Here is a 22,261-nt window from a genome sequence, read left to right on the forward strand (position 1 = left end):
AATGTATATTTTTTAAAAAGGTATAATGAATTGTGCAATATTGTGCCTGTGCATACAAAGGTGAAAAAAAAGGACAAATCGTTTTCTTTTTTAATCGGAAACTGCTATAATAGATACGTGTTGGCTCATGGCGGGGAGAATGAGCGACACGGATTTGCGGCGCGGCAGGAGGTTGCCCGGCTTTCTGCCGTAAGAGATCGGGTATATCTGCACAATCATCGGAGGTTGATCATGCGCAAGACCATCATGACCGTCGTGCTGTTTTTGGCTGTAGCTGTGGGGATTTCCAGCCTGCCTGTGCTCGCGTGGGATCCGCCCGCTTCTGTTTCATCCAGTACGGTCTATCTGGTGAACGCCGACACGGGCGCCGTCATATACGAAAAAAATGCCGATGCAAAGGTGTATCCCGCATCCATCACCAAACTGATGACGGCGTTGCTGACGATGCAGAAATACAGTAATGCCATGGATACCGTCCTGACGGTCACCAAAGACGACATTGCGCCGCTCTCCGGCACCGACAGTTCCGTGCTGGGGCTTAAACCGGGAGAGCAGATCACGGTGCGGCAGCTGCTTTATGGATTGCTGGTGAAGTCGGGCAACGACTGCGCAATGGTGCTGGCACGTAATGTGGGCGGTTCGGTTTCCGCGTTTGTGGATATGATGAACGCGGAAGCTAAAAAGATCGGGGCCGACCACACCCACTACGCCAATCCGGAAGGTCTGCAGGACCCCAATCACTATACGACGGCAAAGGATGTGTATCTGATCGCCCGTCAGGTGATGGCAAACGATTTTCTGGCCGGCGTAGTAGACACCCAGTCATACACCATCCCCGCCACGAACATGACCACGGCGGTAAAGATCACGAATACCAATCTGCTGCTTTCCAGCGGCTCGAAATACTATCTGAGCAGTGTCAAAGGCATCAAGACCGGAACCACCACCGATGCGGGCGCCTGCCTGGTTTCCATGGCGCAGAGCAAGGGGATGACCTATTACGCGGTCGTGATGGGCGGGAAAGAAACCACCACCAACGGGGTGGTGGACAACACTGCGTTTGCAGATACCAAAGCGCTGTATCAATGGGTGCTGGGCAGTTTCCAGATGCGGGAATTGCTGGACACCGGAACACCGCAGGCACAGGTGCCCTTGCTGTTTGCATGGAAACAGCAAAATCTCCGTCTTGTGCCCAAAGAACAGTTCAATGCGCTGATTCCGACCGCGCAAAGCAAGGCAACCGTGACCGTCGTGCCGCATAACCTGCCGAAATCGGTGCCGGCGCCGGTGGCGAAGGGGCAGCTTATCTGCACGGCCGATGTGCTGCTTGGCGGGCAGAAAATAGGCACCGTGCAGCTGGTGGCTTCACAAAAAGTGGAGCGTTCCATGCCGCTGTATGTCTTTTATCTGATCAGCCAGTTTTTCCACTCGCCGTGGTTCAAATTCATCTGCGCGGGGCTTGTGATCTTGCTGGCGCTCTATTTCATCTTGGCCTACCGGCACAACCGCCGCAAAAAAGCGGGTGTCAAGCGGCGCAGGCCCCGCAATCGCTATCGCCTTTGATGTATGCTGTTCGGTAAATGAAAACCACCGGTTCGACCGGTGGTTTTCATTTACCGAAATATGCCTGTTGTTGTAAAAATTGATGTGCGCGCTGATTCCGTCGCTCAGACGGGCCGTGAAGCATTGCGGATATTCAGTCTGGCATACAGAGTGTGGCCAACGGCCTGTGATCCCGCAGCGCCTCGTGTTTACGGCGCCCGCATAGCAGGCGATGATTGACCAAGACAAAAAAGAGAAAGGAAACAGCCTTTGAGATGACGATACGACATTTGCGGATATTCATTGCGGTGCACGACAGCCGGAGCATGACCGCAGCGGCAAATCAATTATTCATGACGCAGCCATCCGTAAGCCAGGCGATAAAAGAGATGGAAACCTATTACAGCGTTGTCCTTTTTGAACGGCTTTCGCATAAACTTTTCATCACCGAAGCAGGCAAAAGGCTGTATCAATACGCCATACACATCACCAAACTTTTTAATGAAATGGAGGAGAGCCTGAAAGAAAGTGTCGCGCACAAAAAGCTGGCCATAGGGGCAAATTATACGGTGGGATCCGCCCTGATCGACCGGTATATACAACGATTCAACGAATTATATCCCGATGCGGAAATCCGGGTGTACATAAACAAAGCTTCCGTTCTCACAGAGATGCTCCGAAGCAACGAATTGGATCTCGCACTCATGGAAGAAAACAATCAACCCGATCTAAAAAAAGAAGTTTTTTGTGATGACCGGATCGTCATCGTCGCAGACCCGCAGCACCCGCTGTCCGCCAAAGTACCGATCACTGCGGCCGATCTCGCGAACGAACGCCTGCTCCTGCGGGAAAAGGGAGCCGGTGTGCGAAACCTGTTTGATTCCAGGATGCATCATATCGGCCTGTCTGTCCAGCCGTATTGGGAAGGCACGAGCACGACAGCGCTTATCAATGCGGCCAAAAACCGGTTGGGTATTGCGGTGCTGCCTTTTCAGCTTGTCCGGGATCAGATCGCATCGGGTTTCTTAAAAGAGCTGAGAATCGAAGACATGGATCTCAGCAGAAAACTGGCAATTTTTTATCATAAAAACAAATTCCTGACAGATGCCATCAAGGAGTTCATCGCTATCTGCCGTGCATTTTCGGGACCATCGTAATTCCCCGGCCCGGGTTCTTCATAAAAAAGCATCGCTCTGTGATGCCCGCTACGTGCGACATCGCGTTGCAACGATTCGCCGGTGGGCATGAACAGAAAGGGCCTCCTGTTGCAGGGGATAACAAGCGCATTGTTTTTTATTCGCCCGGTTTTTTTTCGAGCCGGTTGAGCCGTTCTGCAATGCGCTGCTGGTTTGCCAGCAGGGTGTCCAGTTTTTCATGCAGGTCGGCGATGATGATCTCAGATTTCAAATTGATGAGATAGTCGTTTTCAGAGCGCTCCCGGTCTTTGCTTTCCTGCCGGTTCTGGCTCATCATAATGATCGGCGCCTGGATGGCCGCAATGCAGGAAAGCACCAGATTGAGCAGGATGAACGGGTATGCGTCGAATGGGTGGGCAAGCGCAAGTGCATTGAGAATGATCCAGACGATCATGCAGGCTACGAATGTACCAATGAATCTCCAACTGCCCGCAAATTGGGCGATGTTGTCCGCCATATGGTCGCCAAGGGAGAGCTTTCCGTTTTTGGATTTGTAGATATCTTTGGCCAGACGTTTTTCGATGAGCAGGTGCAGGGCTTCTTCTTCCTCTTTATCGGTGGAATGATCGTTCAGAATCAGATCAGCCAGTTCTTTTACGCTTTTCTCCTTCATAGTCCGCTCCTTTGCAGCACAGATCATAGTTTGAAGTCTTCGGGCGAAAAGGCGGGCAGGACCGGGCGACGGCCCGGTACCCGTTTGAGCGGGTCGTAGCAATATTTTCGGCAGCAAAAATCCGGTTCTACGATGCCTTTGCGCGTGCACAGGACTTTTTCTCCGCCGCTGGTTTTTCGCCCATACCGGCAATGTTTGCAGGCGGGATATGCTTTTTTCGGAAACAGACGCATGTCCGTTATCTCCCTTATTATATGGAATACATGCGGAGGTGCCGGCGCAAGCCGCCCCCATCTCTTAGCATAGCAGATTTTGATGAAAATGAAAAGCCGGATGCACGGCTAAACGGTTGCCCGTGCCAGCAGAAGCAGCGCGCATGCAAACAGCAGCGCCGCGCTGGCAGGCGCGTTATGCATGGACAACGCGACCCGTGAGGTTGCGGCCAGAGTGGGGATGGCCACCGGAAAGAGGGAGAACAGTATCACGGTGAACAAAATGGAAAAGAGCATATGCAGCGGGCGGCTGGCCACATAGCCGCGTGCGGAAAGGCCGGTGCCCCGTACGGCAAAAAGCACCTGAAAGACAACCGACAGTCCCGACCAGCTCAAAAACGCGGAAAGGGCCTCCAGTACAAATTGCCCGTTGTGCACCGCAGCGTCGCATCCGCCGGACACTTCCAGAAATCCCTTGAGCAGAGTTTGCGCCGTGCCCGCGTCGAACCAGTGCAGGCCCGGCAGAAAGGCGGCCAGTCGTGCCATCCATCCGACCAGACCGGTGGAGAACAGCAGGGAAGACAGCGACGAGAAAAAGACGACAAAACCGCTGATGCCCAGCATGCTGGTTGCCGCGCCGGTTACAGAGGTGACCAGCGCGCCGGATGCGGGCATGCGCGTGACCGGTCGGCGCGCCAGCGCGCCGGCGGACGGTTTGGGGCTGTGCATGCCGAGCAGAGTCCCCACCAGCAGGGAAGACAGGATATGCGCCGCGTAGAGCAACGCGCCGGCCTGGGCGCTGTGCAGCAAACCCGCGCCTGCCGCGCCGATGATATAGGCCGGGCTTGAATTGATGCAGAAGGTGAGCAGGCGGTTTCCCTCCGCGCGTGTGAGCGCGCCGGTGTCTACCAGTTCGGCGCACGCCCTCGCTCCCACCGGATAACCGCCGAGTATCCCCAGCACCAGCACGGGGGCCGATGCGCCGGGCAGCTTGAAAAGCGCCGCCGTTAACCGGGTGAACAGCCGTCCGAAGCGTTCGGCCAGCCCAAGATGGATCACAAAAGAGGAAAGCACAAGAAATGGAAATAGTGTGGGGATGACGACTTCGGCACAGAGCAGCAGCCCGGTGCGTGCGCCGTCCAGCCCCGCCTGGGGGGAAAAAAGGAGCAGCAGAAGCAAAAAGCTGGCGCCGGAGGTGAGCAGAAAGGCATGCAGCCGCTCTTTGATGCGTGGCGGTTGGTTTCGGGGTGTTTTGATCATAGCTGTCCTCTTGCTTTCGGAAATATTTGTGTGAAAAGTAAAAATGATTGACAGGCGCGCCGGTGATACGCCGTTTTTCATGCAGAACGGTTTGCGGCGAAATTCTGCCGCGTTGCTTTCGCGGCTATGTACAAAGCGCCGGAACCGGCGGACCGACATCCCATATATATGCACGGATGTATTTTTATAGCCGGGTGCTCATAGAATTTTCAGAGACCGGGGACCGCCGACCGGATCGATATGGTGGAACCGCCGGCGGTTGCACGCATACTTTGCCGCCGGGCGGCGGGCAGGAGGAACGGCCATGGCCCGAAAACATCCCAAAACACGCCATGCGAAACTGCGCAGACTGCCGGCCGCCGTGCTGGAAAAGACCGCGCAGGCGCTGGAGATACCGCCTGACTTTACGGGCGGCATGCTGCATGTGGAGCTTTCCGGAAACCGCGAAGCGGTGGTGGAAGGCAACTGCTCCATCTTGGAATATGACGATACCATCATCCGGCTGCACGCCGGAAAATACACGCTACGCTTCACCGGCCGCGGGCTTTCCATGCGCAACCTGCGCAAAAACTACGCGATTATAGAGGGCTACATCCTGTCGGTGGAATATCTGTGAACAGTCTGGCCGGACAGAGTGGGCGGCGGGAGGACAGCTATGTTTCTGCTGCGTATCATTCAATATATGCTGGGATATGTCCGTTTCCGGGCGGAAGGAGGCTCGCCCGAACGGTTCCTGAACCTTGTGGCTCGCAACGGCATCATGCTCTGGCACATCCGCAGCAAAGACGGAGTGCTGTATGCCGCCACGCTGGCCCGTCATTTTCCCCGGCTGCATCCGCTCGCACTCGAAGCGGGCGTGACGCTTACGCGGGAGGCACAGAAGGGCGCACCGTTCCAGGCCAGACGGTTCTCCAGACATCTGGGAATCCTGGTTGGTCTGGCGGTATTTCTGGCGCTGGTGTGGTTCTTTTCCAGCTTTGTCTGGGAAGTGGATGTGGCGGGCAACCAGAGCGTTTCCAGCGCGCAGGTGGAGCATGTGTTGGCCGATCTGGGCCTTCGTCCGGGCGCGTTTTCCATGTTTCTGCAGGTGCGCTATATCCAGAACGGCCTGCTGCTGCGCATCCCGGAGCTTTCGGGGGTGACCATCAACCTGCACGGCAGCACGGCCTATGTGCGGGTGCGGGAACGGCGTTACCCGCCGGATATCGTGCCCCAGGCAGTGCCCTGCAATGTGAAGGCCGCCTGGGACGGGCAGATCGTGCGGATGGAAGTCCAGGCGGGCAAGCCCATGGTGCAGGCCGGCGAGGCTGTGACGGCGGGGCAGATGCTCATCAGCGGCATGATCCAGGATAAGGACGGCGCTCTGCGCATCGTCCACGCGCAGGGCACGGTGGTCGCACGCACCATGCGCGACATTTCGGTCACGGTCCCGTTTCATACCACCGTGCGCAGTGAGACCGGTCAGGAGGTGCGGCGGTATACGCTGAATGTGTTTGATTACGGTATCCCGCTGTATTTCGGCGCGCTTCAGGGCGACTTCAACCGGTATGCTTATACCGACAATGCGGAGTTTTTCGGCATTCGCCTGCCGGTATCCATCACCACGCGCGTTTACCGGGTGTGCAGGCCGCTTGCGGTGACATATTCCCAAGAGCAGGTTGCCGCAGCGGCTGCGCGGGCGCTGGCTCAAAAAGAACAGACGGAGCTGTCCGGTGTCAAAATTCTTTCCCGCGCAACGGAGAGTAAAACCGATGCAAACGGGTATACGCTCATTGCGCACGATGTCTGCGAGGAGGACATTGCGTTGGGGGAACCTATCCAGATTTCCTGAAATTTAGTAATAATGATGCTAGGATTGTGATAGTAAATATGATATGATATGAAACAATAGGGTTAATAGACAAAATTTTTATACAGAATACGCCGGATGATCATCCGTTTCCTTGTTTGCGGAATCCCTGCGTGGAGCACCGCGCATCCTGCCAAACGGATATCCATATATTTCAGGGCCTGCCGCGGTCTTTTATGCGTGCGGTTGGGCCTTTATAAAGGTGAGAGAATGGCGGAACAATCGATCACGATAGACACGCCGGATAAGATCGCGGGGCTTTTTGGAAATTTTGATGAAAACATTCTGACGGTAGAACGCGAATTCAACGTGCAGATTTCCAACCGAGGCGGCGACCTGCGTGTGACGGGGGAGCCGGAAAATGTGGGCAAAGCCGTGCATGCCGTGGAAGGCCTGATGAAATTGCTGGAGCGCGGTGAACAGCTCAATGAGCAGAGCGTGCGCTATGTGCTCACGCTGGTCAACGACGGCGACGAGAGCAAGGTTGACGAGTTGGGGCGCGACTGCATCTGCATCACCGCGCGCGGCAGGCCGGTGAAACCCAAAACACTGGGCCAGAAGCAGTATGTCAAGGCAATCGAGAGCAACACCATCGTTATCGGGGTCGGCCCGGCCGGTACGGGCAAAACGTATCTGGCCGTCGCCATGGCGGTCGCCGCCTATAAGGCCAAGTCGATCAGCCGCATCATCCTCACGCGCCCGGCCGTGGAGGCGGGGGAGAAACTGGGCTTCCTGCCCGGCGATCTCCAGAACAAGGTGGACCCGTATCTGCGCCCGCTTTATGACGCGCTGTTCGATATGCTGGGTGCGGAGAATTACCAGCGCCTGATGGAACGCCAGCTCATTGAGGTGGCGCCGCTGGCCTATATGCGCGGGCGCACGCTGGACGATGCGTTCATCATCCTTGACGAAGCGCAGAACACCACGCCCGAACAGATGAAAATGTTCTTGACTCGTCTGGGGTTCAATTCTCAGGCTGTCATCACCGGGGATGTGACGCAGGTCGACCTGCCGGACGGCAAGCGCAGCGGCCTGGTGGACGCAGTGCATGTCCTGAAAAATGTGGAGGACATTTCCATCCAGTACTTCGATGAGCGGGATGTGGTGCGGCATCGGCTGGTGCAGAAGATCATCAAAGCGTATGAGAAGTATGAGAAGGAAGGCAGGCGTGCAAAATAGCCATGGATAAGTTGAAAGTATATATAGATAACCGGCAGAAATCGGTAAAAATCCCGTCCGGGCTACGGCTTTTGGTGCGCCGTTGCTGCAACGCGACGCTTGCAAACGAGGGATTTGAGGGCAGCGCGGAAGTGAACGTGACCTTTGTAGACGATGCGCAGATTAAGGAACTGAATGCGCAGTATCGGCATAAGGATACGGCGACCGACGTTTTGTCTTTCCCGATGGGGGAAAACGGAAAATTCGATCTCAACCCGGATACGGGTGCTTATGTGCTGGGGGATGTGGTGATCTCACTGGAGACCGCCACGGCGCAGGCGGAAAAATACGGTCATTCCCTCCAGCATGAGGTGGCGTTCCTCACGGTGCATTCCATGCTGCACATTTTGGGGTACGACCATGAGCAGGGCGGTATTGAAGCGGTGCGCATGCATGAACACGAGGATGTCATCATGAACGCGCTCGGCTTCCCCCGTGATGTGTACGAAGAAGGATGAGGGCGCAAATGCCGCAACGGATCCGTTCTTTGCACAAAAGTTTTCGGGATGCGTTTCGAGGGGTGGCGTTTTGCGTCAAAAATGAGCGCAACATGCGCATCCACATGGTTGTGGGGGCATACATGCTGTGCTTTTCGCCGTTTTTCCATCTTTCCGCGGCGGAATATGCCGTGCTGCTGCTCACCATTGCGCTGGTGCTCTTTGCGGAAACAGTGAATACCGCTATTGAAGCGGTGATTAACCTCCAGGCGCAGTGGTATGACAACCTGGCCCGCATTGGCAAGGATGTCGCCGCCGGCGCGGTGCTCATTTGTGCTTTTTTGGCGGCAGTGGTGGGGTTCGTCTTGTTTTTCCACCCGGCCACGCTGCTGTTCATCATCGAATATCTGTTCAGCCATTTATTTTTCGGATTTTTGTTTCTGGTTTCCCTGCCGCTGTCGGGGGTTTTTATTTTCTTTTTTCCGTTCAATGTCCGCAAACACTGAGGGAAATATTGCTTTCCATCGTTTCATACGGTGGGCGGGAGGTTTTTTGTGACCATTCAGCATTCCGGATTCGTCGCCATCATCGGGCGGCCCAATGTGGGAAAATCCACACTGCTCAACGCGATTTTGGGGGAAAAAATCGCCATCGTTTCCCCAAAACCGCAGACGACGCGCAATAAGATCACCGGTGTGTATACCAAAGACGATACCCAGTTGATTTTTTTAGACACGCCCGGCTGGCACCAGCCCAAAACCAAGCTCGGCAATTACATGGCCAAATCGGTTGACAATACCCTGACGGATGTGGATGCCGTGCTGTTTGTGATTGAGCCGCGGGAAGCGCCTCGCCCGGCCGAAACCGAACTGCTTGGCAAGTTGGGTAAACAGGTGCCGGTTCTGCTGGTCATCAACAAGATCGACATATTGGCGGATAAAAGCGCGTTGATGGGTGTGATCGCCCACTGGAGCAAACTGCGCGATTTCACCGCTGTTGTGCCCATTTCGGCTGAAAAAAACGACGGCGTGGACGCGTTGCTGGCGGAACTCATTTCATTGATGCCGGAGGGCCCGCAGTATTATCCGGATGATATGGTGACGGCCGAACCGGAGCGGCTGGTGGTGGCGGAAATCATCCGCGAAAAGCTGCTTACATTGCTCAGCGCGGAGATCCCGCACGGGATTGCCGTATCCATCGAGCGCATGCATGAACGGGAAACGGGCAGTCTCATCGACATTGACGCGGTGATCTACTGCGAGCGGGAAAGTCACACCGGCATCATCGTGGGCAAGGGCGGTGCCATGCTCAAAAAAGTGGGCATCAAAGCACGGGCGGATATCGAAAGCCTGCTCGGCTGCCATGTGAGCCTGCACCTTTGGGTGAAAGTCAAGGAAAACTGGCGCAACCGCGAGGGTATCCTCCGCACGCTGGGGTATGATTAACAAAACGGCAAACAATAATTACCGCGCATAGCACCCTCCTCTTTGTGATAGGCTAAAAACGGGCCGCGTACCGATCGCATGGGAAAAAAACGGCCATCGACATTGGCCGGGAGGGACAGTTATGGATGAAAAAACCGCTTGGTATCTATTTGAAACAACGGGAAACATCGAGGCTTACATGCTGTATCAGGATCTTGCGACAGGATGGCAGGCGGGGCGGAGTGGCCCACGGTCGCCTTCAAAGGTACGCCGTAACACCGATCGAAAACCAGCGGGGACCGGAGGCGCGGGTGAAGCGCCGCCTCCGTTTTCCGTGCGGATGTGATTTTTTCCGGCGGGGTACCGTCGGTTTTACATAGCGGGCAGGGATTGGACATGCCGTTTCTGTTTTCGTTGCCGGGATAAAAGAATCGTGCAGTGCGGAGCACCGCGCTTTTGAGCTGCGTGGAAAGGGTAGCGGACAAAATGGGAACACAGGCGGTAACGGACGGGCTGGTGATACGTGATTACAATGTGGGCGAGGCCGACCGTTTTCTCACATTGCTCACGCGGAAATATGGTGCCATTCGCGCAAGTGCGCGGGGCGCCAGGCGTATAAAAAGCGGTGTTTCCACAGGCACGCAGTTGCTGTGTCATGCAGATTTTACGCTGTTCAAAGGGCGTGAAAAATACATCATCGACGAGGCCACGCCGCTGACGTTGTTTATGGGCATTCGGGCTGAGCTGGAAAAACTGGCGCTGGCGCAGTATTTCTGCGAACTGGAAGATTTTCTGGCACCAAAAGAGGAAGAAGCGGAGTTGTTCCTGCGCCTGATCCTCAACGCGCTGGCCCTGTTGGAAGCAGGAAAGCACCCCTCCATGCAGATCAAGGCGGCGTTTGAGATGCGGCTGCTTGCCATTTCGGGGTATATGCCGGATCTGGTCGCCTGCGCGGGCTGCGGTACATATGAAGCGGACGGGATGGTGTTGCTGCCGCGGTCGGGCGTTTTTCTGTGTGCATCCTGCGCCGCGCGGGAGCAGGTTTCTCCTGGGGAATGCACCGCGCTTTCGCGCGGTGCATTGGCCGCTTTGCGGCACACGGCCTATGCGGACTTTGCCCGTCTGTTTTCGTTTTCGCTGCCGGAGCAGACACTGAAAAGTTTTGCCGCTGCTTCTGAACAATATCTGCTCGCTACGCTGGAACGCAGTTTTCAAACCCTGGAGTTTTACCATTCTCTCTTTGTGGATCGTTGACGGCAGTTGCACATAAAATATCCGCCTGCTCCTTTAGGTCTGCAGGCGGATGATTTATATACGGTGCTTTTGTGCGCCACGTTGCAGCCCGGTAAAAAAGTCTTCGTTATATCGCACGGCTGCGTCGCCGGGCTTGTATTCGCCGGCTATGTGGTTGCATGCGGATGCCTTGGCGGTGTCGCCCAGCGCGTAGTAGCAGCGGCACAGTTCCAAAGCGGGGATATAGCCCCAATAATCGCTGTAGATCGTCCGGCGGGTGACCGGCAGCTTTTGCGAAAGTGCCAGTTCATACCAGAAAATCGCGCCATAAAATGCGTGGTTCTCCCACAGATATGTACCGATCAAACAACAGATGTCTGCCTGTGGAGGGCCGAAACGAAAACTGTGAAGCAGGATATCCAGCCTTTTTTCGGCATCTGTCTGACAGACAGCCAGTTCCAGGCAAGCGGCGATTCGCAGTTGATTGGGCGCGTCCTGTTGAATCAGCGTTTCATATTGACCGATCGTCTGTGTACTGCCAGTGTCCCGCAGGGCGCGGGCATAATACAGACGTTCCCGCGGTGTCAGGGTTCCGTTTTGTTCCAGTCTGGCCCGGTAATACGACAAAACGTGCGCATGGTTTTCCGGTTTTTCCTGCCGGTGCGTAATGGTAAGTTCGTATGTGACGACATTCCCGTTTATCAGAAGCGTGGGATTCGCATCATCCACCATGGCATAGGATGCCTGCCGGGCCAACAGACGGGTTTCATACCGATAATGCTCCACGGTGTCTGGCGAATCGGCGGTGAACGCACACTTTACACGCGCCGCATCCACATCCGGATGGAGCGCTTGCCGGAGGGTGCGTAGCTTGGACAAATCGGCGGGCGTAAAGAAATCGCCCTCGTCCAGCCAAAGCAGAAAGTCGCTCCCTGCGCAGGAGAATGTATTCTGCAGTGTGGCGCAGCGGCTTTTTCCAAGTGTGTATGGGACGATCTGTGCGGAAAAGGTTTGGGCGGTTTCTATGGCGGACGGATTGTTTTCCGGCACGGCGACGATGATTTCCTGCACATGGCGGGCAATCGACTGTAATGTTTCTTTGAGCGGCAGGCCGCCTTTGCGCGCGTAAATGCAAGCGCTGAATGTGGGCAATGTCAACCTCTCCTTGTTTCATAGTTTCATATTATGTAGACCGGACGGGTGCATTCCATCCGTCCGGTCCGGGCGCGGTTTTGTCTGAAAAAACATGGTAAATTTCATGATGATCGGCGGATCGCGTTTTTGCGATTGCCCGTTAGGCGATTTGCGTAATGGTCAAATAAGCGCCCACCTGGCTGCTCAGTGCGAGAGCCGCCCCGGTCACGCGAATCTGGAGCGTGTCGTTGGCTTCCAAACGAAGGATGACAGCGTTGGAGACATGCCCGATGGCGGCGGAGAAGATCAGTTGGGTGCCGTCTACGGCCATGTCATTGCGGTACAGTTGAATGACGGCGTTCAAAGATGCGGTGGTGTTTGCGCCGAAATCAATCAGGTAAACGCCCGCTTTTTCCAGTATGACCGTGTTGGAGTCCACTAATGTGATGTTGCTTGAAGCTGCCGAACCTGCCGTGAATGGGACCAGTTCGTTCAGATACACCGTGTCGGCAGTGGTGGTATAGAACGTCGCAAATGCCTGAGAAAGCGCGGTTCCCGTGGGTCCGGTGGGACCAGTTGGGCCAGTGGCACCTGTGGGGCCGGTAGGGCCCTGCACGCCTTGGATACCCTGCACGCCCTGGATGCCCTGTGGCCCTTGTATGCCCTGCACACCCTGTGGACCTATTGCGCCCGTGGCACCGGTGGAACCTGTGGCGCCCGTTGCGCCCGTTGCGCCTGTGGTACCGGTGGGACCCGTGGCTCCCGTTGCGCCGGTCGGCCCGATAGGACCGGTGGCACCCTGGATGCCTTGGATGCCTTGGATGCCTTGGATGCCTTGGATACCCTGAATACCCTGAATGCCCTGCACGCCTTGTACACCTTGCGGTCCCTGCGGGCCTATCGGTCCGGTAGGACCGGTGGCACCCGTAGCGCCTGTCGCACCAGTTGGTCCGGTAGGCCCGGTGGCGCCCGTAGCGCCTGTCGCACCGGTCGATCCGGTAGGACCGGTGGCACCCGTAGCGCCTGTCGCACCAGTCGGCCCGGTAGGACCGGTGGCACCCGTAGCGCCTGTCGCACCAGTCGGTCCGGTCGGCCCGGTGGCACCCGTAGCGCCTGTTGCGCCGGTCGGCCCGGTAGGACCGGTGGCACCCGTGGCGCCAGTCGCGCCTGTCACACCAGTTGGTCCGGTCGGCCCGGTGGCACCCGTAGCGCCTGTCACACCAGTCGGTCCGGTAGAACCGGTGGCACCCGTAGCGCCTGTCGCACCAGTCGGCCCGGTAGGACCGGTGGCACCCGTAGCGCCTGTCGCACCAGTCGGTCCGGTCGGCCCGGTGGCACCCGTAGAGCCTGTCGCACCAGTCGGCCCGGTAGGACCGGTGGCACCCGTAGCGCCTGTCGCACCGGTAGGGCCGGTGACACCCGTAGCGCCAGTCGCGCCGGTAGGGCCGGTGACACCCGTAGCACCTGTCGCGCCGGTAGGCCCAGTGGCACCCGTTGCGCCTGTTGCGCCTGTCGCACCGGTAGGGCCGGTGACACCCGTAGCGCCAGTCGCACCGGTAGGGCCTGTGGGTCCGGTAGGACCAGTGGCACCCGTTGTGCCTGTCGCGCCGGTCGGCCCTGTGGATCCGGTAGGACCTCTGGCACCAGTCGGTCCGGTAGGTCCGGTCGGTCCGGTAGGACCAATATGACCGGGATGGCACTTATGCCATGGCTCGCATGGGTCATCCCAATTGTCTTTATAATAGTTGCTCATGCTATTCATACCATCCGTTTTATCAGTAAAAATTACACAGGAGAACATGGGGCATATGTCAAAAGGGGACGGGGATATTGCCCTCCTGTACACTCTCAATTTATGAACACGCAGGCAGAAACGTGAAAAATTGCACGGACAAGAGCGTGGGAGATTGAAAAGAGAAGATTTTTCGGGTATCATGTTAAGGAGTGTGCAGATGCGCACATAGACGCCGATTGCCTGTGCATGGAGGGCCGACTTGGATAAAAAACTGGAAAAAACGCTGCGCAGTGTACAGAAACCCGCCCGATATACCGGCGGTGAGTTGGGCAGCGTTTGTAAAAATAAAGAGGAGATCGACATCCGCTTTGCATTCTGTTTCCCCGATTTGTATGAAGTGGGCATGTCCCATCTGGGCATGAAGATATTGTATGGTGTTCTAAATGCAATGGAGGGCGTATGGTGCGAACGCGTCTTCGCTCCTTGGACAGATTTTGAAGCGCAGATGCGCGCGGAGCAGATTTCCCTGTACGCGCTTGAAAGCGGAGATGCGCTGCGCGATTTCGATTTTATCGGCTTTACCCTGATGTATGAAATGAGCTACACGACCGTGCTGGATATGCTGGAACTGGCCGGACTGCCGTTGCGTGCAGAAAACCGCACCGAAACCGACCCGGTGGTGATCTGCGGCGGACCTTGTACCTGCAACCCCGAACCGATGGCGGCGTTTGCCGACCTGTTCGTACTGGGCGAAGGAGAAAAGGTTATCTGTGAAGTGGTTGAACTTTATAGAAAATGCAAACGGGAAAAGCGTGGGAAATCTGCCTTTTTACGCGCTGCGGCGCAGATCGGAGGCGTATATGTGCCCCGGTTTTACGAATCGGTGTATCATGACGACGGAACATTGGCGGAGACGCGCCCGCTAGCGCCCGAAATTCCCGCACGGGTGCGCAAACGGGTGATGCCTGATCTGGACGGCAGCTTTTTCCCAAAACAATTTGTACTTCCGTATGTGGACATTGTGCACGACCGCGCGGTGCTGGAAGTGTTTCGCGGCTGTATCCGCGGCTGCCGGTTCTGCCAGGCGGGATTTATCTATCGCCCCGTGCGGGAAAAGTCGCCGCAGACGCTTTCCACACAGGCGCATGACCTGTGCAGCACCACGGGGTACGATGAGATTTCGGTTGCGTCTTTGTCCACCAGCGATTACACGGGATTGGAACCGCTGCTCGAAGACTTGACGTCCTGGACGGAGCGGGAAAAAATCAACCTTTCTCTACCTTCGTTGCGGGTTGATAATTTTTCGCGGGAGCTGATGGAAAAAGTAAGCGGCGTGCGAAAAAGCGGACTAACGTTTGCGCCCGAGGCCGGCACACAGCGCCTGCGTGACGCCATCAACAAGAACGTGACGGAAGAGGAAATCCTGCGCACCTGTCGGTTGGCGTTTGAGGGCGGGTGGACCAGTGTCAAGCTGTATTTCATGCTGGGCTTGCCCACCGAAACCATGGAGGATGTGGAGGGCATCGCCTGCCTGGCGCAAAAGGTGGTGGATACGTTTTACCACATGCCGGAAAAACCCAAGGGCAAGGCTGTGCACGTCAGCGTGAGCGTGTCCACTTTTGTGCCGAAACCGTTCACACCGTTCCAATGGGAGCCGCAGGATACGCGCGAGACTATCACGGAAAAGCAGCGGCATCTGCGGGCCTGCATCAAGAGCAGGAAAATTTCACTCAGCTGCCATGAACCGCGCATCAGTTTTCTGGAAGCCGTGCTGGCGCGAGGTGACCGCAGGCTGGCCGATGTGCTTGAGCAGGCGTATCGTCTGGGTTGCCGGCTCGACAGTTGGAACGAATGCTTTGATTTTGATAAATGGATGGAAGCGTTTGCACGTACGGGCGTTGACCCCGCGTTTTATGCCAACAGGAAACGAGCTGAAGCAGAAACCATGCCGTGGGACCATCTGGACTACGGGGTGGATAAAGCGTTTTTATGGCGGGAGCATGAAAAGGCTTTCCGCAGCGTGACTTCCCCCAACTGCCGGGAAGCCTGCAGCGCCTGCGGTTCCACACGTCTGGAAGGAGGGTGCCCACTGTGCAGCCGTTGAGGATCCGGTTTGAAAAAAGGGGGCGCGCCCGCTTTATCTCCCATCTGGACATGATTCGCTGTATGTCCCGCGCGTTGCGTCGGGCGGGTATCCCGGTGTGGTATACCCAGGGATTTAATCCGCACCCCTACATTACGTTTGCACTGCCGCTTTCTCTGTTCTATGAGAGTGACTGCGAGGTGATGGACATGCGGCTGGATGGCGAGATGCCGTTTGACGAGGTGCGTGCTCGCATGGATGCGGAGATGCCGGAAGGCATCCGCATCACCGGCGCCGCTCCGCCGCAGATGAAAACGACTGAAATTGAGCAGGCTTCCTATACGATGCAACTGGAGTATCCGGGACGTACCGCCGGCCAGCTCGAGAAGAAATGGCAGGACTTGCTGGCCCTGCCCACCGTACCCGTCGAGAAGAAATCCAAACGCGGTCTGCACGAGATCAATATGCGGCCGTATCTGGCACAGGCGGAAATAACAGCGCAGGATGGAATGCTTTCCATCCGGTCGTTGCTTCCCGCGGGGCAGCAGGAAACGATCAATCCGGGCTGCATTGCCGCTGCGCTTGTGCGGCATACAGGGCTGGAGCCCTATCTTGACCACATCTGCCGCACCGGCATTTTCGATGCGCAGATGCGCTCTTTCCACTGAAACATACCTGCCGGAGAGCGGTTCTCGGGCAGTGGAATATACTGGAAGACCGCGCGCGGACGGCAGGGGAGACCCTGCCGTTTTTCTGCGCCTGCTCGTGACGTTCGTTCTCTTTTCCACATACCATAAGAATGGTTTGATACAAATCGCTGATGAACCCAGCGTGCCAAAGCGGTGCTTTCTTCGTCCTGCGGCGTCATAATGCCCGAGATGCATCCAGTATTTCTGTGCGTTGTTTCTTGCAGGCCCCAAAACGCTCGCTCTGTTATCATCGCCTTTATCGAATATTCGTATGATTTTTGGTTTGTGCAAAGGAGAAAAAGAATGCGTCGCAAGCTGTTTTGGATACAGGCGGCCATGCTTGCATTGTGGCTGTCTGTCTGTACCCAAGTCTATGCGGCCACGCCTCCCGCTGGGAACGCCAATTTTTCCGTCGTGGACCTGTACCACGGTGATACGGTCAACGACTGGACGGCGCTGCGCGGGCAGGTGCAGGCGTTATATATCAAAGCAACGGAAGGGACAAGTTTCACCGATCCCAAAGCGGGTGCTTTTGCTCAAAGCGCCCAAACGACAGGACTGCCGTTTGGGCTTTATCACTACCTGTGGCCGCGCGCCGATGTATCTTACGGCACCGCACAGGCGGATTATTTCTATAGCAGGATCAAGAATTATCCCTATGCCTGTGTGCCGGCGGTGGATGTGGAGGAAAGTGCGGGACTGTCCGGCACCGTAATCAGCGCCAATGTGCGTGCCTTCGCGGAAGAATTCCTCCGCCTTTCCGGGCAGGCGGTCATGATCTATGCCGGCCGGAATTTTATCAACAACTATCTGAACAGTCCTTTGGGCGCCTACCGTCTGTGGATCGCGCAATACGGCGTGTCGGCGCCGGGCAGCAACAATGTTTTTTCGTCCTACACCATGTGGCAATATACGAATTCCATGCGGGTGGCGGGGATATCCCAACCGGTTGACGGCAATCTGGCCACCAGCGGGATTTTTTTATCCAATTCCTCCGGGAGCGGCGTCGGCTCCGCAAGCGGGTGGGACCGGGATGTCTACCGTGTAAACGCGATGCCATATGCTTGGAACGCAGTCGCGGGAGCGGATATGGATGTTTTGGACCGCTACGGCAACCGGGTATCCGGGCATCTGGTGGACACCGGAGATCACGTCTGCATTCTTAGCGTGGACTATGCAAGGCAGCTTGCCGAGGTCGTCTATCCGCTGAACAGCGGCGGTTATGCACACGGCTACGTTTCCAACCGGCAGAATCTGTTCCACAACCGCTATTACATGCGCTGGCGGAACGGTAGCACCAACGAGCCTGTCTATGAGGCATCGGGCGCGCGTATTGGAACGATCTTTCCCTATGAACATGCTACGCCGCTCTATGCGGTAAAAGGCGGCATGATGGTAGTATATAACACTGCAAAGGGCAGCGAAACCAAATCCGGTATCGTGCATTACAAAGATGGATTCTCATTCTGAATCACCGGGCCTTGTTTTATCTGACGAAAAAACGCATTGGATCCCTTTACGGAGCTGTTTTTCAACAGCTCCGTTTTTTCAAACAAAGCAAAACAACTGGAAAACGGGGGCGGGGAAAAGAGAAAGCCTGTCCCCTTTTTGGTTCTAAAGTGGGACAACACTCCATATGTTGGTGGGGAGAGGGGATGGTTGCATGATGGAGCGCGAAATGGCCATACGATTCGACGAAGCTACCGCAAGCCTCGGGGCAATCGGCACGGCGCTGCGCAAGCTGCCTGAGCGGGTACGCGCACGGGTGCAGGAGGTACGCCTGCGTGCCGGGCGACCGGTGGTGCTCGCACTGGCCGGGCAGGATCTTTACCTCACATGCGCGGGCACGGTGTCGGAGCGTCCGGGTGAGCATGTGCTCACAGCCATGCGCCCGCAGCTGGAAGAAGCTTTCCGCTTGATTTGCGATAGCTCGGTCTATGCGCACCAGCATGAGATCCGCTGCGGATTCGTCACGCTGAGGGGCGGGCATCGGGCGGGTCTGTGTGGCACCGCCGTTTTACAGGGCGGCACGGTGTCCAACCTGCGCGATATATCCGGCATTAACCTGCGCATCGCCAGGGAGTTCCGTGGTGCGGCGGACGGACTGCTCGCTGCCATTGGGACGAGCGGGCGCGTTCGTGGGACCATTCTGGCCGGCCCGCCTGGCTGCGGAAAAACCACAGTGCTGCGAGACCTGGCGCGCCAGCTTTCCAACGGTGTATCGGGGCGGTGCCGGGTTTCCGTTGTGGATGAGCGCGGGGAGATCGCCGCCACCTTCAAAGGCGTGCCGCAGAATGACATTGGCCAGTGCGATGTGCTCGATGGATATCCAAAGGGTGAGGGCATTTTGCAGGCGGTGCGCTGCCTCTCTCCGGACGTGGTGATCTGCGATGAAATAGGAGGCGAGACCGACGCCCGCGCGGTGGCGGCCAGCCTGAACGCGGGCGTGGCGGTCATCGCCAGCGCGCACGCTGCCAAAATGGAGGAACTGTTCGCGCGCCCGCCGATGCGCGCGGTGCTGGAGACCGGGGCGTTTGTGCAGGCGGCGCTGCTTTGCGGGCGTGACCGGCCGGGACAGGTCAAAGCGTTTTATCGGGAAGGTGAACTGCATGATTTTCAAATTTCTGGGTCTGGTAGTGCTCTTTGGCGTCTGCACGACGGCCGGGCTTCTTAAATCGGCGTCGTTTTCCAAACGGGTGCGGCAACTGGAGGGCTTTACCGGCGCGCTTGATTCCATTGCCACCGAGATTCGTTATTTTGCCGCGCCGCTCGAGGATATCATGGCCAAATGCGACGCCCTGCCGGAATACGGTGAACTACGCGTATTCGGTCTGTGCCGGAAGATATTCATGGAAGAGCGGGACTTTCCCGCCGCGTGGGAAAAGGCGCTCGGGCAGGCAAAGCCGTCCCTCGCGCTGGATGCGGGCGATCACGAGGCGCTGTCGTGGTTCGGGCGGGTGCTCGGCACCACCGATGTGGACGGGCAGACCGCCAACTGCGCGCGATACGGTGAGCTGCTTCGGCAGCGTCTGGAGCGCGCGAGGGAAGACCGGGCCAGGCGCGGCAAAATGTATACCTCTTTGGGCGTGCTGGCGGGAATCTTTTTGGTGGTTATTTTATTTTGACGGCAGGCCCGCCCGTGTTTGGCGCGGCTGAACCTTTTGCGGAACCGTAAATTTCCATAATGCCCGCGGCCGGAGGCGGCGGGGATGGAGGATTGTCAATGGACATCAATCTTGTTTTTCGGATCGCCGCCATCGGCATCATTGTTTCGGTGCTCAACCAGGTGCTCATCCGCTCGGGCAGGGAAGAGCAGGCCACCATGACCACGCTTGCCGGGCTGATCGTTGTGCTGTTCATGATTATCCAGCAGATCAGCCACCTGTTCGACACGGTGAAATCCCTGTTCGGGCTGTGACGCATGCGGCGGAGGTCAAAGATGGACATGTTACATATCGCCGGCATTGCCGTGACGGTGGCCGCCTTCGCGGTACTGCTGCGGCAATATCGTAAGGAATACGCGCTTATGCTGGGGCTGACAGCCGGTGTGCTGCTCTTTGGATTCATCCTTTCCAAAGCGACGCCGGTGTTTGCGGAACTGAACCACCTGACTGAGCAGGCGCGCATCAACAAGACGTATGTTTCGGTACTTATCAAATCGCTGGGCATCTGTTTTGTCACCCAACTGGCGGCAGACACCTGCAGGGACGCCGGGGAGACGGCGGTGGCGGGCAAGGTGGAGATGGCGGGTAAATTCGCCGTGCTGCTGGTGGCGCTGCCGTTGTTCGGGCAGATTGCGGAATTGGCGATCGGCTTGCTGGCCGGCTGACGTCTTTTTTGAAAGGGGCATGCACATTTCCGGTGCTGCCGCATACTAAAGGCTGCGGTCGCGTCATATATATGGGATGCACGGATCCTTTCCGTGTAAGGCGGCCATGTCGAAACGCCGCGGAGGTTGAAATGAAACGGTTGTTGATTTTGCTGCTGCTGCTTCCTCTGCTTTCCATGCCGGTCTCGGCGGATACCGGGCAGATTCTGAGCGAGCAGGTGCAGAAAAGCGGTGCGTCCGACCTGAACGGAAACGTGCCGTCGTCCGTACGGGGGGCTTTGGGCAAGATGGGGGTGAACGGCGCCGACCCGCAAAATGTGCGCGGATTTTCACTCGGGAATGTGTTCGGCTTTCTCTGGCAGAAGCTGGGGGACGCCGCTTCCGCACCATTCAAGGCCATTGCGGCGGTGTTCGGCATCCTGCTGCTGTGTGCGCTGGCGGAAGCAATGAAGAACACGTTTGCCGAAAAGTCGATGAAGACAGTCTTCGAGATCGTCTGCACCTTGTCCATCGCCGGAGTGTTGGCGGTGCCGATCACCCAGTGCATCTCCGCGGCGGCAGCTACCGTGCGTGATTCTTCCACATTCATGACGGCGTTCCTGCCGGTTTACGGCGGTCTGGCGGTTGCGTCGGGGCATCCCACATCCGGCGTGATATCGCAGGGCATCGTGCTGGTGATGGCGCAGGTCATCACGCAGATTGCATCCACCACGTTTGTGCCGATGGTCAGCATATTTCTGGCGTTCTGCATCATCGGTTCCATTGCGCCGGGGGTCAATATCGGCGGGCTGGCAGGCTTCGCGCGCAAGATCGTCAATGTGGGACTTGTCCTCTCACTCACCATTTTCACCGCCGTACTCACCATCCAGGGGTTTATCGCGCAGGCGGCCGATACTGTGACCATGAAAACGGCCAAATTTGTGGTGAGCAGCGCGGTGCCTGTGGTCGGCGGTGCCATCAGCGACGCACTCAACACGGTGGTCAGTTGCGCGGGGCTTTTGAAAAACGCCGTGGGAGCCTATGCGATCATCGTTTTTTTGGCCGCCTACCTGCCGGTGCTGCTTGAATGCGTCCTCTGGATGCTGGCGGTGGAATTTTCGGTGGCGCTGGCCGAAATCGTTAATGTGGGCAATGTGTCCACCCTCCTCAAAGGGGTACTGGACGCGCTGAAGATGCTGGTGGCGCTGGTGGTGGCCTGTGCGCTGGCTATGATCGTCTCTGTCTGCATCCTGTTGCTGGTGAGCGGGCAGACGACATAAGCATGCGGATGTTTCGGTGCGCGTGACGCGCGGAGGTCAAAAGATGGATGCGATCCGGTCGTGGGCTATGTCGGTCTGCCTGGCGGCGCTGGCCGCAGGCATCGCCGGGATGCTGGCCCCAAAAGGGGATCTAGAAAAAATTTACAGATTTGCCATCACACTGTTTTTCCTGTGCAGCGTACTGGTGCCGCTGATTAGCCTGCGGCATGTCCGTCTGCCCACGTTTGCGGTCTCGTCCGCAGACCCGCAGGCGGCGGAGCTTTCCCAGACGGTGGCCGACCAGACCCTGCAGCAGGTACGGGAAAATGTGGCGGATGTGGCGCGTTCCGTCTGCCAGAAGCAGGGTGTTACCCCCATTTCCGTGGATGTGGTGGTGCAGAAAGACGCCAATGGAGCCTACGACCCGCAGAGCGTTTCCATTTCCATCCATGCGGCGGATGCGGGCAGGCAGTCGGCGGTTGTTTCCGCAGTGCAAAGCACGCTGGGGATTCCTGCGAAGACAAGCGTGCAATGAATCCGGCGGCCGCCCGGCCGCGCGTAAAAACGGA

22 protein-coding genes and 2 pseudogenes are annotated in these 22,261 nt (G+C 57.0%); 19 read left to right on the forward strand and 5 right to left on the reverse strand.

The annotated features are described in order from the left end of the window. The first annotated feature begins 231 nt into the window (after positions 1-231). Together ETHHA_RS05995 and ETHHA_RS06000 are read left to right on the forward strand one after the other, a co-directional pair. Positions 232-1,563, forward strand: coding sequence for a D-alanyl-D-alanine carboxypeptidase family protein (locus ETHHA_RS05995; RefSeq protein ID WP_013485093.1), 1,332 nt, complete (start codon positions 232-234; stop codon positions 1,561-1,563). 254 nt (positions 1,564-1,817) lie between these two features. Beyond that, on the forward strand, positions 1,818-2,699 hold the full coding sequence (locus ETHHA_RS06000; RefSeq protein WP_041686713.1) for a LysR family transcriptional regulator: 882 nt from the start codon (positions 1,818-1,820) through the stop codon (positions 2,697-2,699). Between the two features lie 136 nt (positions 2,700-2,835). On the opposite strand, the gene ETHHA_RS06005 is transcribed toward ETHHA_RS06000, so the two are convergent. Then, positions 2,836-3,351, reverse strand: a complete 516-nt coding sequence (locus ETHHA_RS06005; protein ID WP_013485095.1) for a DUF1003 domain-containing protein — start codon at positions 3,349-3,351, stop codon at positions 2,836-2,838. 341 nt (positions 3,352-3,692) lie between these two features. Beyond that, positions 3,693-4,823: a nucleoside recognition domain-containing protein gene (locus ETHHA_RS06015; protein WP_013485097.1), complete on the reverse strand. Its 1,131-nt coding sequence runs from the start codon at positions 4,821-4,823 to the stop codon at positions 3,693-3,695. Positions 4,824-5,127: 304 nt separating this feature from the next. Here ETHHA_RS06015 and ETHHA_RS06020 point away from each other — a divergent pair, with 304 nt between their 5' ends. From ETHHA_RS06020 to recO, 8 genes are all read left to right on the forward strand, one after another. Further along, complete coding sequence (locus ETHHA_RS06020; protein WP_013485098.1) at positions 5,128-5,439, forward strand: YabP/YqfC family sporulation protein; 312 nt, start codon at positions 5,128-5,130, stop codon at positions 5,437-5,439. A 39-nt stretch (positions 5,440-5,478) separates the two neighbouring features. Next, positions 5,479-6,654 carry a sporulation protein YqfD gene (locus ETHHA_RS06025; protein WP_013485099.1) on the forward strand — a complete coding sequence of 392 codons (1,176 nt, stop codon included), beginning with the start codon at positions 5,479-5,481 and terminating at the stop codon, positions 6,652-6,654. A gap of 228 nt (positions 6,655-6,882) precedes the next feature. Further along, entirely contained in the window at positions 6,883-7,851 is a 969-nt protein-coding gene (locus tag ETHHA_RS06030) for a PhoH family protein (protein WP_013485100.1), read from the forward strand. 2 nt (positions 7,852-7,853) lie between these two features. Beyond that, positions 7,854-8,348 (forward strand): rRNA maturation RNase YbeY, encoded by a 495-nt coding sequence (ybeY, locus tag ETHHA_RS06035; RefSeq protein WP_013485101.1) that lies wholly within the window; start codon positions 7,854-7,856, stop codon positions 8,346-8,348. An 8-nt stretch (positions 8,349-8,356) separates the two neighbouring features. Next, complete coding sequence (locus tag ETHHA_RS06040; protein WP_013485102.1) at positions 8,357-8,833, forward strand: diacylglycerol kinase family protein; 477 nt, start codon at positions 8,357-8,359, stop codon at positions 8,831-8,833. 48 nt (positions 8,834-8,881) lie between these two features. Beyond that, a complete protein-coding gene (gene era, locus ETHHA_RS06045) occupies positions 8,882-9,772 on the forward strand; it encodes a GTPase Era (protein WP_013485103.1) in 891 nt (296 codons plus the stop codon). 121 nt (positions 9,773-9,893) lie between these two features. Beyond that, a complete protein-coding gene (locus ETHHA_RS15490) occupies positions 9,894-10,097 on the forward strand; it encodes a YqzL family protein (RefSeq protein ID WP_013485104.1) in 204 nt (67 codons plus the stop codon). A 140-nt stretch (positions 10,098-10,237) separates the two neighbouring features. Further along, positions 10,238-11,005 (forward strand): DNA repair protein RecO, encoded by a 768-nt coding sequence (gene recO / locus ETHHA_RS06050; protein ID WP_041686715.1) that lies wholly within the window; start codon positions 10,238-10,240, stop codon positions 11,003-11,005. Positions 11,006-11,059: 54 nt separating this feature from the next. Here recO and ETHHA_RS06055 read toward each other — a convergent pair whose 3' ends face one another. The 3 genes and pseudogenes from ETHHA_RS06055 to ETHHA_RS16440 all read right to left on the reverse strand — a co-directional run. Then, positions 11,060-12,136 carry a hypothetical protein gene (locus tag ETHHA_RS06055; RefSeq protein ID WP_013485106.1) on the reverse strand — a complete coding sequence of 359 codons (1,077 nt, stop codon included), beginning with the start codon at positions 12,134-12,136 and terminating at the stop codon, positions 11,060-11,062. 142 nt (positions 12,137-12,278) lie between these two features. After that, positions 12,279-12,632 (reverse strand): annotated as a pseudogene (locus ETHHA_RS16435) (BclA C-terminal domain-containing protein); the annotation flags it as partial. A gap of 39 nt (positions 12,633-12,671) precedes the next feature. Next, a pseudogene (locus ETHHA_RS16440) lies at positions 12,672-13,790 on the reverse strand (collagen-like protein); the annotation flags it as partial. Between the two features lie 322 nt (positions 13,791-14,112). Between ETHHA_RS16440 and ETHHA_RS06065 the strand changes: the two are divergent. The 9 genes from ETHHA_RS06065 to ETHHA_RS06105 all read left to right on the forward strand — a co-directional run bounded on the left by ETHHA_RS06065 (position 14,113) and on the right by ETHHA_RS06105 (position 22,227). After that, positions 14,113-15,957: a TIGR03960 family B12-binding radical SAM protein gene (locus ETHHA_RS06065; RefSeq protein ID WP_013485108.1), complete on the forward strand. Its 1,845-nt coding sequence runs from the start codon at positions 14,113-14,115 to the stop codon at positions 15,955-15,957. Then, complete coding sequence (locus ETHHA_RS06070) at positions 15,945-16,604, forward strand: TIGR03936 family radical SAM-associated protein (protein WP_013485109.1); 660 nt, start codon at positions 15,945-15,947, stop codon at positions 16,602-16,604. Before ETHHA_RS06065 ends, ETHHA_RS06070 begins: the two co-directional genes overlap by 13 nt. Before the next feature lie 324 nt (positions 16,605-16,928). Further along, a complete protein-coding gene (locus tag ETHHA_RS14510; protein ID WP_013485110.1) occupies positions 16,929-18,095 on the forward strand; it encodes a glycoside hydrolase family 25 protein in 1,167 nt (388 codons plus the stop codon). A 193-nt stretch (positions 18,096-18,288) separates the two neighbouring features. Continuing rightward, positions 18,289-19,299 (forward strand): stage III sporulation protein AA, encoded by a 1,011-nt coding sequence (gene spoIIIAA, locus ETHHA_RS06080; RefSeq protein WP_013485111.1) that lies wholly within the window; start codon positions 18,289-18,291, stop codon positions 19,297-19,299. Next, entirely contained in the window at positions 19,235-19,750 is a 516-nt protein-coding gene (locus ETHHA_RS14515; RefSeq protein WP_049776570.1) for a stage III sporulation protein AB, read from the forward strand. Before spoIIIAA ends, ETHHA_RS14515 begins: the two co-directional genes overlap by 65 nt. A gap of 98 nt (positions 19,751-19,848) precedes the next feature. Next, the gene (spoIIIAC, locus tag ETHHA_RS06090) at positions 19,849-20,043 is read left to right on the forward strand and encodes a stage III sporulation protein AC (RefSeq protein ID WP_013485113.1); all 195 of its coding nucleotides are present in this window, start codon (positions 19,849-19,851) and stop codon (positions 20,041-20,043) included. Between the two features lie 21 nt (positions 20,044-20,064). Next, entirely contained in the window at positions 20,065-20,454 is a 390-nt protein-coding gene (locus ETHHA_RS06095; protein ID WP_013485114.1) for a SpoIIIAC/SpoIIIAD family protein, read from the forward strand. A gap of 131 nt (positions 20,455-20,585) precedes the next feature. Then, entirely contained in the window at positions 20,586-21,713 is a 1,128-nt protein-coding gene (locus ETHHA_RS14520) for a stage III sporulation protein AE (protein WP_013485115.1), read from the forward strand. A gap of 43 nt (positions 21,714-21,756) precedes the next feature. Beyond that, positions 21,757-22,227 carry a stage III sporulation protein AF gene (locus ETHHA_RS06105; RefSeq protein ID WP_013485116.1) on the forward strand — a complete coding sequence of 157 codons (471 nt, stop codon included), beginning with the start codon at positions 21,757-21,759 and terminating at the stop codon, positions 22,225-22,227. Positions 22,228-22,261: the final 34 nt, after the last annotated feature.

This window comes from Ethanoligenens harbinense YUAN-3, from assembly GCF_000178115.2.
Classification (GTDB): domain Bacteria; phylum Bacillota; class Clostridia; order Oscillospirales; family Ethanoligenentaceae; genus Ethanoligenens; species Ethanoligenens harbinense.

Bases quoted from the DNA above. Each gene is read 5' to 3' on its own strand.
- recO (WP_041686715.1), top strand. From the start codon at position 10,238: ATGGGAACACAGGCGGTAACGGACGGGCTGGTGATACGTGATTACAAT.
- ETHHA_RS06095 (WP_013485114.1), top strand. From the start codon at position 20,065: ATGGACATGTTACATATCGCCGGCATTGCCGTGACGGTGGCCGCCTTC.
- ETHHA_RS06025 (WP_013485099.1), top strand. From the start codon at position 5,479: ATGTTTCTGCTGCGTATCATTCAATATATGCTGGGATATGTCCGTTTC.
- ETHHA_RS06015 (WP_013485097.1), bottom strand. From the start codon at position 4,823: ATGATCAAAACACCCCGAAACCAACCGCCACGCATCAAAGAGCGGCTG.
- spoIIIAC (WP_013485113.1), top strand. From the start codon at position 19,849: ATGGACATCAATCTTGTTTTTCGGATCGCCGCCATCGGCATCATTGTT.
- ETHHA_RS06105 (WP_013485116.1), top strand. From the start codon at position 21,757: ATGGATGCGATCCGGTCGTGGGCTATGTCGGTCTGCCTGGCGGCGCTG.
- ETHHA_RS06040 (WP_013485102.1), top strand. From the start codon at position 8,357: ATGCCGCAACGGATCCGTTCTTTGCACAAAAGTTTTCGGGATGCGTTT.
- ETHHA_RS06005 (WP_013485095.1), bottom strand. From the start codon at position 3,351: ATGAAGGAGAAAAGCGTAAAAGAACTGGCTGATCTGATTCTGAACGAT.
- ETHHA_RS14520 (WP_013485115.1), top strand. From the start codon at position 20,586: ATGAAACGGTTGTTGATTTTGCTGCTGCTGCTTCCTCTGCTTTCCATG.
- ETHHA_RS06000 (WP_041686713.1), top strand. From the start codon at position 1,818: ATGACGATACGACATTTGCGGATATTCATTGCGGTGCACGACAGCCGG.
- ETHHA_RS06030 (WP_013485100.1), top strand. From the start codon at position 6,883: ATGGCGGAACAATCGATCACGATAGACACGCCGGATAAGATCGCGGGG.
- ETHHA_RS14510 (WP_013485110.1), top strand. From the start codon at position 16,929: ATGCGTCGCAAGCTGTTTTGGATACAGGCGGCCATGCTTGCATTGTGG.
- ETHHA_RS06020 (WP_013485098.1), top strand. From the start codon at position 5,128: ATGGCCCGAAAACATCCCAAAACACGCCATGCGAAACTGCGCAGACTG.
- spoIIIAA (WP_013485111.1), top strand. From the start codon at position 18,289: ATGATGGAGCGCGAAATGGCCATACGATTCGACGAAGCTACCGCAAGC.
- ETHHA_RS15490 (WP_013485104.1), top strand. From the start codon at position 9,894: ATGGATGAAAAAACCGCTTGGTATCTATTTGAAACAACGGGAAACATC.
- ETHHA_RS14515 (WP_049776570.1), top strand. From the start codon at position 19,235: ATGATTTTCAAATTTCTGGGTCTGGTAGTGCTCTTTGGCGTCTGCACG.
- ybeY (WP_013485101.1), top strand. From the start codon at position 7,854: ATGGATAAGTTGAAAGTATATATAGATAACCGGCAGAAATCGGTAAAA.
- ETHHA_RS05995 (WP_013485093.1), top strand. From the start codon at position 232: ATGCGCAAGACCATCATGACCGTCGTGCTGTTTTTGGCTGTAGCTGTG.